15 protein-coding genes are annotated in these 12,349 nt (G+C 70.6%); 8 read left to right on the plus strand and 7 right to left on the minus strand.

The genetic code is table 11. From position 1 onward, the window contains the following. Positions 1 to 27 precede the first annotated feature (27 nt). Positions 28 to 363 carry a DUF3817 domain-containing protein gene (locus ACPOLA_RS06920; RefSeq protein WP_435769676.1) on the minus strand — a complete coding sequence of 112 codons (336 nt, stop codon included), beginning with the start codon at positions 361 to 363 and terminating at the stop codon, positions 28 to 30. Then, a complete protein-coding gene (locus ACPOLA_RS06925; protein ID WP_435769677.1) occupies positions 360 to 1,169 on the minus strand; it encodes an SURF1 family protein in 810 nt (269 codons plus the stop codon). Before ACPOLA_RS06925 ends, ACPOLA_RS06920 begins: the two co-directional genes overlap by 4 nt. A gap of 114 nt (positions 1,170 to 1,283) precedes the next feature. Between ACPOLA_RS06925 and ACPOLA_RS06930 the strand changes: the two genes are divergently transcribed. Genes ACPOLA_RS06930 through ACPOLA_RS06940 form a run of 3 tightly spaced genes read left to right on the plus strand, consistent with a single transcriptional unit; the run spans position 1,284 to position 3,672 of the window. Then, a complete protein-coding gene (locus ACPOLA_RS06930; protein WP_435769678.1) occupies positions 1,284 to 2,030 on the plus strand; it encodes a FadR/GntR family transcriptional regulator in 747 nt (248 codons plus the stop codon). Next, positions 2,027 to 2,848 carry a sterol desaturase family protein gene (locus ACPOLA_RS06935; RefSeq protein WP_435769679.1) on the plus strand — a complete coding sequence of 274 codons (822 nt, stop codon included), beginning with the start codon at positions 2,027 to 2,029 and terminating at the stop codon, positions 2,846 to 2,848. Before ACPOLA_RS06930 ends, ACPOLA_RS06935 begins: the two co-directional genes overlap by 4 nt. A 38-nt stretch (positions 2,849 to 2,886) precedes the next feature. Further along, positions 2,887 to 3,672, plus strand: coding sequence for an MBL fold metallo-hydrolase (locus ACPOLA_RS06940; RefSeq protein ID WP_435769680.1), 786 nt, complete (start codon positions 2,887 to 2,889; stop codon positions 3,670 to 3,672). A gap of 27 nt (positions 3,673 to 3,699) precedes the next feature. Here ACPOLA_RS06940 and ACPOLA_RS06945 read toward each other — a convergent pair whose 3' ends face one another. Beyond that, the gene (locus tag ACPOLA_RS06945) at positions 3,700 to 4,650 is read right to left on the minus strand and encodes a helix-turn-helix transcriptional regulator (protein WP_435769681.1); all 951 of its coding nucleotides are present in this window, start codon (positions 4,648 to 4,650) and stop codon (positions 3,700 to 3,702) included. A 117-nt stretch (positions 4,651 to 4,767) separates the two neighbouring features. On the opposite strand from ACPOLA_RS06945, the gene ACPOLA_RS06950 reads away from it, so the two are divergent. Continuing rightward, a complete protein-coding gene (locus tag ACPOLA_RS06950) occupies positions 4,768 to 5,175 on the plus strand; it encodes a VOC family protein (RefSeq protein WP_435769682.1) in 408 nt (135 codons plus the stop codon). Between the two features lie 38 nt (positions 5,176 to 5,213). Here ACPOLA_RS06950 and ACPOLA_RS06955 read toward each other — a convergent pair whose 3' ends face one another. Beyond that, positions 5,214 to 6,173, minus strand: a complete 960-nt coding sequence (locus ACPOLA_RS06955; protein ID WP_435769683.1) for a hypothetical protein — start codon at positions 6,171 to 6,173, stop codon at positions 5,214 to 5,216. 817 nt (positions 6,174 to 6,990) lie between these two features. Between ACPOLA_RS06955 and ACPOLA_RS06960 the strand changes: the two genes are divergently transcribed. Further along, complete coding sequence (locus ACPOLA_RS06960; RefSeq protein WP_435769684.1) at positions 6,991 to 7,194, plus strand: hypothetical protein; 204 nt, start codon at positions 6,991 to 6,993, stop codon at positions 7,192 to 7,194. Here ACPOLA_RS06960 and ACPOLA_RS06965 read toward each other — a convergent pair. Next, a complete protein-coding gene (locus tag ACPOLA_RS06965; protein WP_435769685.1) occupies positions 7,191 to 7,451 on the minus strand; it encodes a DUF4031 domain-containing protein in 261 nt (86 codons plus the stop codon). The two genes, ACPOLA_RS06960 and ACPOLA_RS06965, sit on opposite strands and share 4 nt — an antisense overlap. Positions 7,452 to 7,691: 240 nt before the next feature. On the opposite strand from ACPOLA_RS06965, the gene ACPOLA_RS06970 reads away from it, so the two are divergent. Together ACPOLA_RS06970 and ACPOLA_RS06975 are read left to right on the plus strand one after the other, a co-directional pair. Beyond that, positions 7,692 to 7,985, plus strand: a complete 294-nt coding sequence (locus ACPOLA_RS06970; protein ID WP_435769686.1) for a hypothetical protein — start codon at positions 7,692 to 7,694, stop codon at positions 7,983 to 7,985. Positions 7,986 to 8,061: 76 nt separating this feature from the next. Next, positions 8,062 to 8,508, plus strand: a complete 447-nt coding sequence (locus ACPOLA_RS06975) for a very short patch repair endonuclease (protein WP_435769687.1) — start codon at positions 8,062 to 8,064, stop codon at positions 8,506 to 8,508. On the opposite strand, the gene ACPOLA_RS06980 is transcribed toward ACPOLA_RS06975, so the two are convergent. Both ACPOLA_RS06980 and ACPOLA_RS06985 read right to left on the minus strand, forming a co-directional pair. Continuing rightward, positions 8,475 to 9,314 carry a protein NO VEIN domain-containing protein gene (locus ACPOLA_RS06980; protein ID WP_435769688.1) on the minus strand — a complete coding sequence of 280 codons (840 nt, stop codon included), beginning with the start codon at positions 9,312 to 9,314 and terminating at the stop codon, positions 8,475 to 8,477. The genes ACPOLA_RS06975 and ACPOLA_RS06980 overlap by 34 nt on opposite strands. 67 nt (positions 9,315 to 9,381) lie before the next feature. Continuing rightward, positions 9,382 to 10,653, minus strand: coding sequence for a helicase associated domain-containing protein (locus tag ACPOLA_RS06985; protein ID WP_435769689.1), 1,272 nt, complete (start codon positions 10,651 to 10,653; stop codon positions 9,382 to 9,384). Positions 10,654 to 10,903: 250 nt separating this feature from the next. Between ACPOLA_RS06985 and ACPOLA_RS06990 the strand changes: the two genes are divergently transcribed. Further along, positions 10,904 to 12,301 carry a DNA cytosine methyltransferase gene (locus ACPOLA_RS06990; RefSeq protein ID WP_435769690.1) on the plus strand — a complete coding sequence of 466 codons (1,398 nt, stop codon included), beginning with the start codon at positions 10,904 to 10,906 and terminating at the stop codon, positions 12,299 to 12,301. Positions 12,302 to 12,349 lie beyond the last annotated feature (48 nt).

Below are 12,349 nucleotides of genomic sequence, written 5' to 3' on the forward strand. Positions count from 1 at the left end.
CCGTAGTCGCGCCGGGATCGGCCCGGGTCAGCTCCGGGCGAGCTCGGGGTGCTCCGCGCGGAGCTGGTCGGCGACGCGGCGCTCGACCCAGAAGATCAGGCCCGGCACCAGGCCGGCGACCAGCATCAGCAGGAACTGCGGCAGCGTCCAGCGCGCCTTCTGGGTGAGCACGAAGGCGACCACGACGTAGACCATGTAGATCCAGCCGTGGATCAGCCAGACCGGGGTGAGATCGTCACCGAGCTGCTGGAGGGTGCTGCCGTCCTCGAGGAGGTACTTCAGGATCGAGCCGATGGTGCCGACCACGAGGAGCACGCCGACCACGAGCGCCAGGACGCGGTAGACGGTGAAGAGCCTGTTCACGGCTCCGAGCGTACGGCGTCCTCCGGCCGCTCCTGGCCGTCGGGCTCCGCGGCCTCGGGTGGCGCTGTGGCGTCGCGCACGTAGCGCCACCAGATGAACGCGGCGAAGGCGGCGAACAGCCACCACTCGATCGCGTAGAGCAGGTTGCGCAGCGCGGTGAACCGGCCGGCCGGCGGCAGCTGGTCGAGGGTGGCCGCGGCGACGCCGGCCTCCGCGTCGGCGGCCGACGGCTCCCGGGCGACCACGTAGGCGCCGTACATGTCCTGGTCGACGCGCTGGACCAGGTCGGCGATCCGCAGCTGGGGCAGCACGTCGTCGGTCGGGTCGTCGTCGCCGACGCCGGTGCCCTCCGGCGGCTGCAGCCAGCCCACCAGCTCCACCGGCTCCTCCGGAGGCGCCGGCAGCTCCTCGGGCGTGGTGTCCGCCGGCACCCAGCCGCGGACCACGGCGACCGCCGGGTCGTCGGGCTCGCCGACGGTGACCGGGGTGACCACCCAGTGGCCGGGCCGGCCGCGCGCGTCCTCGCGGCCCTCCACGAGCACGGTGCCCTCGGGCAGCCAGGTGCCGGCCAGCTCGACCGGGCGTCCCACGTCGCCGCCGGGGAAGGGGTCGTCGGGGCCGAGCACGGCTGTGATCGGCACCGGGTCGGCCTCGGTCAGGTCGACCTGCTCGGCGGCGCGGCGCTCCTGCCAGGCGTCGTGCTGCCACAGGCCCATGCCGGTCGCGACCGCGACGCAGGCGAGGCCCAGCAGGTGGGCGCCCCACAGGCGGGGGCTCCACGGGCGCAGGTTCGCCGGCCGGACCACCCCGGCAGCCTACGTTCGCCCCGCGCGGAGGCCGCCGCCGGGAGGCGCACGGATACGAAGACGAGTGGTCTTACCACTTGACCACCGGACCGGTTCGGTCCTACGGTCGGCATCATGGCCCTTCGCCCGGTGACCCGCCGCTCCGTGTCCGACCAGGTCTTCGACCAGGTCCTCGCCGACGTCGTCGACGGCGAGCTCGCCGTGGGTGAGCCGCTGCCGAGCGAGCGGCGCCTCGCGGAGGTGCTCGGCATCTCCCGCCCCGCGGTTCGTGAGGCGCTGCAGCGCATCGCCCAGACCGGGCTCGTCGAGGTGCGGCACGGCGGGGCCACCACGGTCCGCGACTTCCGCCGGCACGGCGGGCTCGACCTCCTGCAGCGGCTGCTGGTCCGCGACGGCCGGCTCGACGCCTCGGTGGCCCGCAGCATCGTCGAGGCCCGGGCCCAGGTCGGGCCCGGCGTGGCCGCCCTCGCCGCGGAGCGGGGCGGACCCGCCCTCGCCGACCGGCTGGCGGAGGTGATCGGCCGCCTCGAGGCCACCGACGACGTGGTCGCCTGGCAGGAGCTCACCCTCGCCTACTGGGACCTGGTCGTCGACGCCGCCGACTCCATCGTGTTCCGGCTGATGTTCAACAGCCTGCGCGCGGCCTACGAGCCCGCCGTGCCGGCGCTGGCGGCCGTGCTGGCCGACGAGGTGGGCCAGGTGGAGCCCTACCGCCTCCTCGCTGCGGCCATCAAGGCCGGCGACCCCGCCACCGCCCGCGCGGCGGCGGAGCGCGTCCTCACGCCCGCCACCCAGGCGCTGATCACCGCCCTGGACGCCCTCGACCCCACCGACCCCATCGACGCAGAGGTCTCCCGATGAGCCACCCCGACACGTCCCGCACGACCGACCGGACCGAACGGGCCGGCCGGGCCGACCGCGAGGCGACCGCCCCGAGACCGTCCGTCGACGACCTCGCCGCCCGCCAGCTGCAGGCCGACGAGGCACGGCTGATCGTCGGCGAGCGGGCCGGCGGGCGTCGTACCAACCAGACGCTGGGCGCGGTGTTCCGCGAGTTCTGGCGCCACCCCAGTCCGTGGCTGCTGTCCACCGTCGTCGTCACGGCTGCCACCGGCCGGGTCCTCGCCGGCCGCGGGTCCTGGTGGGAGCTGGCGATCCCGGTCGGGCTGGTCGCGGTGCTGCCGCTGGTGGAGTGGCTGGTCCACGTCTTCATCCTGCACTGGCGCCCGCGGCGGGTGGCCGGCCTGACCATCGACCCGCTCCTGGCCCGCAAGCACCGCGCCCACCACGCGGACCCGCGCGCGATCCCGCTGGTCTTCATCCCCTGGCAGGCCCAGCTCTGGCTGGCGCCCGCGTGGGCCGGGCTCGCCTGGCTGGTGACCCCGACGACCACGGCGATGTTCACCCTGCTGCTGTCGGTCTACGTGATCAAGTCCGGCTACGAGTGGACGCACTACCTGCTCCACAGCGACTACCGGCCGCGCTCGGGGTGGTACCGCAAGGTGTGGCGCAACCACCGGCTCCACCACTACAAGAGCGAGCACTACTGGTTCACCGTCACCACCGCCGGCACGGCCGACCGGCTGTTCGGCACCGCCCCCGACCCCAGCACGGTGCCCACCTCGCCGACCGTCCAGCGGCTGCACGGCCTCGAGGCGGTGTCCGACCCGGTGCCTTGACCGGTGCCCGAGCCGGCGGAGTGAGGCAGGATGCCCCTGTGCGGGTCCATCACCTCAACTGCGCCACCATGCGGCCGCCGCTGTTCCCGGCCCTGGTCGCCCACGTGCTCCTCGTGGAGCGGCCCGGCGGCCTGCTCCTGGTCGACACCGCGTTCGGCACCGACGACGTCGCCGAGCCACACCGGCTGGGCCGGCCGTTCGGCGTGGTGACCCGGGCGTCCTTCGACCCGGCGGAGACGGCGATCGCGCAGCTGTGCGCGCTGGGCTACGACGCCGCCGACGTCACCGACATCGCGCTCACCCACCTCGACCTCGACCACGCCGGCGGCCTGGCCGACTTCCCCCGCGCCCGGGTCCACGTGCACGCCGCCGAGCTGGCGGCCGCGCGCAAGCCACCGCTGCGCGAGCGGGCCCGCTACGTCTCCGCGCAGTGGGCGCACGGCCCGCGGTGGGTCGAGCACGCCGAGACCACCGAGGAGTGGTTCGGGTTCCCGTCGGTGACGATCCTGGGTGACGACGTGGTGCTGATCCCGCTGCCCGGCCACACCCGCGGCCACACCGGTGTCGCGGTCCGTCGCGCCGACGGTCACTGGCTGCTCCACGCCGGCGACGCGTTCTTCAGCGGCGGCGAGCTCGAGGACCCGCCGCGCTGCCCGCGGTCGCTGCGGGTGTTCCAGGCCGCGGTCGCGGTCGACAACGGGCGGCGGCTGGCCAACCGCGAGCGGCTGCAGGAGCTCGCCCGCACCCGGTCGAGCGAGGTGACCGTGTTCTGCGCCCACGACCAGGCGCAGTACGACGCCCTCGCCGGCAGCCCCGCCGACTGACGCCGTCGCCGCTCCGCGGCCGAACGGTCATCCTCCGGCGTCGTACCGCTCCACGAGCTCGGCGCCGATCTGCGCCAGCACCGCCCGCACCTCCGGTGGCCCCAGCACCTCCACCAGCCCGCCCCAGCCGGCGAGGTCGCGGCCCAGGTCGAGCGGCGTCGGCGCCGCCACCCGGGCCCGGACCCGGCCGTCGGCGAGCCACTCCTCGGTCACGCAGTGCCGGCCGAACCGGTCCTGCAGCACCGGCAGGAAGCGCCCGGGCAGGGTGAGCACCGCCCAGGTCCGGGCCCGCCGGTCCTCGATCTCGCCGGCCACCTCGCGCCACGCCGCGGCCAGGTCGAGGTCCGCGGGCCGGTCGGCCGCCTCGCCGGTCGGCTCCACGGCCACGACCCGGTCGACCCGGAACGTGCGGCGGCCCCGGTCGGTGCCGGCCAGGAGGTACCAGGTCTCCCCCTTCTCCACGAGCCCCCACGGGTCCACCAGCCGCTCGGACTGCTCGCGGCGGCGACCGGCGTAAATCAGCCGCAGCCGCTCCCGGCGGACGACGGCCGCCTGCAGGGCCGCCACGTGGGTGGGCCGGTCGGTCCCCCGCTCCCCCCAGCGGGCCGGGTCGATGACCACCGCGGCCGCCGCGGTCTGCGCGGCCGTGCGGAACGTCGACGGCAGGGCCCCGACCAGCTTGCGCAGCGCCGCCCTCGCCTCGTCCGACACCGCCGCGGCGGGACCGACCAGGAGGAAGAGCGCCTCCGCCTCGGTGGCGGTGAGCCCGCTGAGGTCGGTCCGCGCGCCGCCCACGAGCTGCCAGCCACCGCCGCGCCCGGGCTGGGGATAGACCGGGATGCCGGCAGCCGCCATCGCCTCGAGGTCGCGCCGGGCGGTCGGCACCGAGACCTCGAGCTCCGCCGCGAGCTCGGCAGCGGTGATCCGGCCCCGCTGCTGCATCAACAGGAGGCCGGCGACCAGGCGGTCTGCGCGCATGCCGCAAGACTGCCAGACAAAGTGCTCAGGAGGTGATCACTTCACGGCGGAGAGTGGGACCACGATGTGCCCGCCGGGCGCCGTACGAGACAGGAAGTGATCGCGATGCTGCGAGGAATGACGACCATCAACTTCTACGCCGACGACCTGGCCGCGGCCGGCGAGTGGTACGCCGCGCTGCTCGGCGTGGAGCCCTACTTCGTCCGCGAGGTCGACGGCTCCCCGGCCTACTTGGAGTTCCGGATCGGCGACTACCAGCACGAGCTCGGCCTCATCGACCGCCGGTTCGCCCCGCCGGGCACCGGCACGGCCGGGGCGATCACCTACTGGGCGGTCGACGACGTGGAGGCGGCGCACGCGCGGCTCCTCGAGCTGGGCGCCGCGCCGCACCAGGGCGTGCGGGAGCACGGGCCCGGCTTCGTCACGGCGTCGGTCGTGGACCCGTTCGGCAACGTGCTGGGCGTGATGTTCAACCAGCACTACCTCGACGTGCTGGCGGGGCGGTCCGGGACGACGGCCGAGTAACCGGCTCCCGCGCGGGCTCGGTCGGCCGGGCCGGGCGGTCAGCCGGGGCAGACGGCGAACGGCAGGTGCCGCCCGAGCGTGAGCTCGGCGGCCGCGGCCGGCCGGGTCAGCGTGTACCCGAGCCGGCCGGTCGACGGGTCCGCCACGCCGCGGCTCATCACCAGCCCGAACTCCGGCTCGGTCCGGGGCATCACGGTGGCCAGCCGCAGCCGGTCGAACGCGTCAGAGCGGTCGGGTCCGAGCTGCACGGTGACCAGCTCGCCACCGAGCGCGACGGCGAAGGCGTCGAGCGGGTCCAGGGCCCGCAGCGCCGCTGCCGGCGCGTCGGCCAGCCGCTCCTCCATGCCCGCACCGAAGACGGTGTCGAACTCCAGGCAGCCGCGCTGCACGTAGGTCGACCCGGCGACCCGGCCCACCAGGCCGGTCACCTCGGGCAGCGCGCCCCACGACTGCTGGGCGTCCGGCGCGTCCGCGGAGAGCACGAGGTGGCGGTCGACGTCGACGACCGCTCCGTCGAGCGGCCCGACGCCGGCCCGCACCGCGCGCCGCACCGCCTGCATCGGCACGTCGTCGTGGAGCGCCAGCACCCAGCCGGCCTCCGGGCCCGAGTACGTCGCCTCCCACGCCACGTCGTCCTGGCTGAACCCGAACCGCCGGCGCAGCTGGTCGTCCACCGGCCGCAGCATCCCCTGGGACAGCGCGGCCGTCCGGGGCAGCAGCCGCCAGAAGCGAGCGTGCTCCGCCGGCGTGGTCTCCTCACCGGTCAGCGAGCCCAGCCCGAGCAACAGCCGCAGCTGGTCGAAGTCGGTGACGATCAGCGAGGTGGCCTCGGCCGGCACCAGCGACAGCACCGCGGCGGACGGCTCCAGCGTGGCGTCGTACGGCGTGACGACGGGCTCGGGCGTCGCCACCGGCTGCGGCGCCGGCTCGGCCTCCTTGGTGCACCCGACCATGAGCAGCGCGCACGTCACCAGCGCCCCCATGCGTGCAACCCTCACGGCGCGAAGTCTGCCATGACGGGGGCCACGGCGGTGGCGTCGAGGTGACCGCTATCGAGCGTCGCCGTAGGCGCAGAGCACGCGGGTGGCGATGAGGGTGATCCAGGGGGTGGGGTGCGTGCGCGGGGATGCGCGGCAGGTGAGTCTCGCCGGGGTAGGCGCGGTTCGCCGACCACCGGCCGTCCGCCCGCCGTCGGCGTACCAGCAGGTCGAGGGCGTCGTCCATCCGCGGGTCGTCGGCCACGCCGGCCGCGACGAGCGCGTCCAGGCCGCGCAGGACGTCGTAGTGCCACCGCGCAGGGTGATGCAGCCGAGTGAACTCTGGGTGGATCAGCTCGCCGGTCCGCTCGCTGCGATAGAGCCGGTGGCGCAGCAGGAACTCCGCCGAGGTGTCACGTGCCTCCAGCAGCTCCTCGACGCGGTGGCTGTGTCCGGCGGCGGCGTACTCGGTCACGCCCTCGATCACGCACACCGTGCCGTGCACCGACGAGTGGCGCGCACCGGACCGGTTGGCTCGGCAGTTGAACCCACCGTCGGTTAGGCGCTGGTCGAGGAGGAAGTCGACGATGCTGACCAGTTGCTCCTCAGAAGCGCCGAACCAGCTGCCGTAGCCGAGCGCCATTCCGTTGACGCAGGCGTCGCTCCGGGCCACGGATTCCGCGGGGTTCAGCCCTCCGTCCTGCTCCTTCTCGCTGCGCAGGATGAACTCGACAGTCTCGCGGGCGACGGGGTGGTTCGGGCGCAGCCGCATGTCCTTGAGTTCGAGCAGCGTGTAGTGGCTCGAGGTCCACTTCGGCTGGTAGAAGCCGCGTCCCCAGTGGCCGTCGCTGTTGCGTGCGGCGAGCAGCACGGCGCCTTCGCCCTCCTCGCCGATCCGCCGCTGAAGTACCGGGTCGTCGCAACCGAGCACGTCGCGCTTGGCCTGGTAGCGGACGGCGACGTCCTGCTCGAGAAGCCAGGCCACCACCTCGTCCACGACCTCATGATGGCCCGCCGGGAGGGCTGCCCGCGTGGGAACTAGCCGGTCGTCCTGGGCTTCGCCTCCGGGTTGCTGCGCTTCGCCATCGTGAGTGCCGCGACCGCGCGCCCGTAGCGGAGGGGCACCGCGCCGAGCGCCAACGCCCGCTGCCTGGTCGGCTCGGTGATGTCGAAGTGCTCCGTCGGGGTGCCGGGATTCTGCAGCCACGCGCTGTTGACGCCCAGACGCTCGGCGAATGCGACCAGCTCCCGCGTGCCCGCCTCGAGCAGTTCGGACAGGGCAGACTGGGGCAAGGCCATCGGATGGGGCTCCTCTTCAGTGCGTGCTTGGCCGTATACACCGAAGATCCCGCCGATGGCCGCCTACGTCAGGCAGGCCCGCCGTGCTCCCTCAAACCCCACCACTCCCGGGGACTCTTACGGTCCGCAGGCCCTCCAGGTGCTGCGGCGAGGCGTCGGCGGAGACCGGTCCCGTTGGCTGGCGACCCAGATCCCAGCTTTCCCGGGACACCGCGAGGTCTCCGCGCCTACGTTGGTCTCGTGGCCAAGGAAGAGCTGATTGCGTCGATCGCCAAACTCGTTGGTGTACCGAACCCGGGGATCGGAGTGGGCTCCTCGGTATACAAGGACCTGCTCGTAGGTGTCTGCACTCGGCTCGGCCTAGACGCCAACGGCACGATGCCCGAGCTCGCGCAGCGCATTGTCACCGCCGCGGACCTTCCCTACCGTGCGGACCTCTTCGACAGCAGGCTCACGCCCTCCGGAGGCGGCTCAACGGTGACCCTGAAGGGCCTCCGTGCGATTCGAGATGCAGTTCAGAAGTTGCTCAACTGAGATCGACCTGGCTGGCACGCCCCGGACTCGCTTCACTGGGGCTTGAGTCGCCGGGTTCCGCGACGGATGCTCGAGTATGGCTGCGTATGAGAGTTGGGCAAGCAGTCCGGCTTCCCGAAGGGTCATGCAGGGCAATCGTTCAAGGGACACCTCCCCCGAGGTAGCGGTAAGACGACGGCTGCACGCGGCAGGCCTTCGCTTTCGGGTCGCACACCGACCGCTGGCCCCACTGCGACGCACCGCAGACATTGTCTTCACCAGACAGCGGATCGCCGTGTTCATCGACGGCTGTTACTGGCACTCCTGCCCTGAGCACCGGACGGTCGCGAAGTCGAACGCGTCCTACTGGTCCGACAAGCTAGCTCGGAATGTCGCCCGGGATGCCGATACGACGTCTCGGCTACGAGCGGCCGGCTGGACGGTTCTCCGATTTTGGGAGCACGAGGACCCCGACCAGGTCGCGGCCCGGGTGGCGGCCACCGTGCGTGGTCAGGCTGATCCTGACGAGGGCAGTCCGCGGTAGGTGTCTGGCCTCAACTGCGCATGTCGCGCCAGTGGCCCAGGAAGCCTGTAGTGACCGGTGTCCGGCTTGCCATACCGGTAGAGGCGCCACAATCGGTACGACGGACCCAGGTCGTTCGACGCTTCGACCTCGTTCCTGGAGATGTAGAACGGGATCTCCTTTCCGTACCTAGTGGTCTTCACCTCGATGAATACTGGCTCGTCCGTCAGGTCGCGGAAGGACTGGATGTCGTAGCCGAGGCCGTCGCCATCGACGACGGACACATGACGGACCTCGGCCGCCAAGTCATCCCGGCCCCCGAGGCTCAGCCGCCGTTGTTCCGCATGCAGCACGGTCTCTTCTCCGGCCCGACCCAATGCACGATTCGCTGACTCGATCGCAGCGAAGTTGATGTCGAGGACGTCGACCTTGCTGCTGCGTCCCTCGGGCCAGTCGGCAACCGGCGGATCTACCTCGGCGCCGAGCTCAGATCGTGCAATCTCACCATCCGCGACTGCCTTCAGCATGAACGACCGTAGGTCAGTGTCTTCCTCGAACCGCTCGCGCACGACCGTGCGAAGTCGCTCTTGGACATTACGCAGTGGCTTGTAGCCCGGGATCCAGACAGCTCCGAGCTCATCGAGGACAGCGGAGACGTTGTTGAACTTGTACTCGATCGCCCCCGAGGACCGATCCACGTACCGCTCGACCTCGCGGCGGAACTCCGTCTTGACGTAGTTTTCGCCCGCCAGTTCGAGCGTCAGCATGCGGAAGTAGACGTCTACCGTCGCATCGATCTCGTCGTCCGTCCAAGGCCCCGATCCCACGCGTCACATGTTCCAGAGCTGCCGACCACGTGTCCGGCCTTTGGCGAGATCGTCGGACGGCGTGTGGTCATTCGCCCTGCGCGAGGCGGTCGGCCAGATTTCTCCGGACGGCGGGCCAACTGCCGAAGCGTCGGATGATGGCTGCCGCGCTTGGGTGGCCCTCATGATGTTCAAGCCACTCGGTGTAGGCTCGACTCGAGGAGCCAATGCCACATTCGGTGAAGAACAGTAGGGCGCTAGCCTCCAGATCGGCGTCGGCATACACGACCGATCCCGAGTAGTCCGTGCCGCCGTCCACCCCGGCCGCTTCGCAGGCCGCCGCCCACGACGCAAAGTGGTGCCCAAACCAGTCGGGTGCCGGACCGCGAACTGCACCTTCGAACCGCAGCGATTCATATGCGCTAGAGGTGAGGGGATAGGCCATCGTTGCTGCCTCGCGCAGGGATTCGAGAGCGTGCTCCTCGGCCCACCCGGTTGGGCGCGTGTCGTTCCAGGTTGGGTCCAACTGGTCGAGGAGCGTCTTGCGGTCTGCGCGCAACCGTCCGCTCTTCAACCACGACCGCTGCGTTCGACGCCACGATCCCAGCGCAAAGCCGGTGCGGGTTACGTGGTGGCTCGGCACCCGGGCGTCGCCAACCTCCGCGTGGTACTTGCGCAGTACGTCGAAGCCCTGCAGCCATGCTTCCTCGCGCATATCCCGATCGGGATCGACGCCGAGTTCCCGCAGTTGTTGGATCCGCTCCGGCGGTAGGGCTGCCTTCTTCATGAGGCTCTTGTTCTTGGCGAACCACTTGCCCAAGGCGAATCCAGAGGGTGCGACATACGAGTTCGGCACATGGACGTCTCCCTCGGTCTCGACGTAACGACGCAACTCATCGAGGGCCATGTCGAACGGATCGACCCGGCCAAACGTCCAATCAACGCCGAGGACCTCCAGACCGACCCTCACGTGATCTGACAGCTTGCCTTCGTGGTAGGCGCCAATCTGGGCCTGGAGCCACTTGCCGATCGGCTTGCCAGTCCTTGAGCGGTACATGACCGGGACGTTGATGTCCCCGTACTCCTTCAGGTACTCGGCGAGGAGAGCAAGGTTCGCGCTGCGCGCGGCGGCGGCGGGCTCCCAGTCGAAGCCATGCTGGTCAAGCAACTCAAGCCGGTCGGGCTTTATTCGCCCATTACGACGGAAAGTTCGCTGGGTGCTGACCCAGCTGCCGAGTTGGAAGCCGTCGTCACACACGACCGATGAGGGGATTGGACCCGGCCCGTGCTCATGGATGTATGCGACGAAGTGCTCGTAGCCGACCTCCCAGGTCACGCCCCGCCACGACTGCTGACTCACGTGGACCATGCTGGATCACGAGACCTCGCCGCGCAGGACATCCAGCCACTTCGCACCCCAGAGCCAGGTAGAGACTTGGCCCGCGCGCGTTCCTGCTGCCGACACCCAGTGCTGGGAGCCGATGGCCCGGCTCTGTCGGCCCCAGTCCATAGCCTGCGAGATGCGCCATGGCGCAACTGGATCGGGACAGACGGAGGAAGTCATGGATGAACGGCCCCGTCGGCCAGCAAAGTCAGCTAAGCTAGCTGACATGAGAGCGTCAGGGGCGTCGTTTACCTTCGTTGATCTCTTCGCCGGCGTCGGGGGGTTCCACGCCGCGCTCGGGGCGCTCGGCGGCGAGTGCCTCTATGCCGTGGAGAAGGACGCTGCGGCTGCCGCCGTGTACGAACGGAACTGGAGAATCCCCGCCTACGGCGACATCGTCGATGACACCGAAACCCGAATGAGGGTGCCGAAGCACGACGTGTTGGCGGCCGGCTTCCCGTGTCAGCCCTTCTCGAAGTCTGGCTATCAGCGAGGCATGGACGAGGCGCGAGGCACGCTCTTCTGGAACATTCTCCGCATCCTTGAGGTGCGGCGACCCACCGTCGTCATGCTTGAGAACGTCCGCAACATCCACGGACCGCGCCACAAGCACGAGTGGGAAGTGATCGTGCGCTCGCTCCGCGAGCTCGGGTACCAAGTCTCCTCGCGCCCGATCGTCTTCTCCCCTCATCTACTCCCCCCCGAGCGCGGCGGGCGGCCACAGGTCCGCGAGCGAGTGTTCATCATGGCGACGTACGTCGGGACGCAAAGCTCGCACGCCGATGTGGAACCAGCGGTTGCTCACCTTCCTGTCGACGGCTGGTCGCCGTCCGAATGGAACCTCGAGGAGCACCTTCCGGTCCAGCCAGACCCGGAGGTCGGCAATCGGCTTCGCTTGAACCTGGGTCCTGCGGAAACGACGTGGGTCGAGGCATGGAACGACTTTGTTGTCACGCTCCGGCAGGCTGGGGTTACCAAGCTCCCCGGCTTCCCCGTCTGGGTTGACGCCTTCGTCCACCAGGATGACCTTGTGGTCCCGCCGGCCACGGCTGAGTGGAAGGCAGCGTTCCTTCGGAAGAACTCGGCGTTCTACACGGAACACCAGGACCTGCTCGAAGCCTGGCTTGCGCGATGGAACTATCTCCGCGACTTTCCACCCTCGAGGCGCAAGTTCGAATGGCAGGCGCAGGATGCCGAGTCCTTGGCGGATACGGTCATGCATCTACGACCGTCCGGACTGCGCGTGAAGCAGGCGACCTACGTCCCAGCTCTTGTCGCGATCACGCAGACGAGCATCCTCGGCGACCGGCTTCGGCGACTGTCGCCTCGGGAGGCAGCGCGGCTCCAGGGCCTTCCGGAGTGGTTCGACTTCGGCGATCAGCCGGACGCGACCACCTACAAGCAGATGGGGAACGGTGTGAACGTCGGCGCCGCGTACCACGTGTTCCGAGAGCACGTGAGGCAGACACTGGACTCGGTGCAGCGCCGCGCGCCCGGCTTGGCCGAGACCGTCAAGAACTCGGACGACAGCCCGGATGTCGCGGTAGAACGATACTGGGACAAGGATCGCGACGTGATCCTCCGACGGCGGCGACAGCGGGCAGCAGGCGTCATCGCGAGTTGACTTCTGCGCCGCAGCGCTGATCTGCCCCGAAGGTTCAGGGATTGGACT

It is taken from the genome of Nocardioides proteolyticus (assembly GCF_051280635.3).
In the GTDB taxonomy this organism is placed as follows: domain Bacteria; phylum Actinomycetota; class Actinomycetes; order Propionibacteriales; family Nocardioidaceae; genus Nocardioides.

Coding starts and splice junctions, on each gene's coding strand:
- ACPOLA_RS06930 (WP_435769678.1), top strand. CDS start 1,284: ATGGCCCTTCGCCCGGTGACCCGCCGCTCCGTGTCCGACCAGGTCTTC.
- ACPOLA_RS06935 (WP_435769679.1), top strand. CDS start 2,027: ATGAGCCACCCCGACACGTCCCGCACGACCGACCGGACCGAACGGGCC.
- ACPOLA_RS06945 (WP_435769681.1), bottom strand. CDS start 4,650: ATGCGCGCAGACCGCCTGGTCGCCGGCCTCCTGTTGATGCAGCAGCGG.
- ACPOLA_RS06950 (WP_435769682.1), top strand. CDS start 4,768: ATGACGACCATCAACTTCTACGCCGACGACCTGGCCGCGGCCGGCGAG.
- ACPOLA_RS06965 (WP_435769685.1), bottom strand. CDS start 7,451: ATGGCCTTGCCCCAGTCTGCCCTGTCCGAACTGCTCGAGGCGGGCACG.
- ACPOLA_RS06975 (WP_435769687.1), top strand. CDS start 8,062: ATGGCTGCGTATGAGAGTTGGGCAAGCAGTCCGGCTTCCCGAAGGGTC.
- ACPOLA_RS06990 (WP_435769690.1), top strand. CDS start 10,904: ATGAGAGCGTCAGGGGCGTCGTTTACCTTCGTTGATCTCTTCGCCGGC.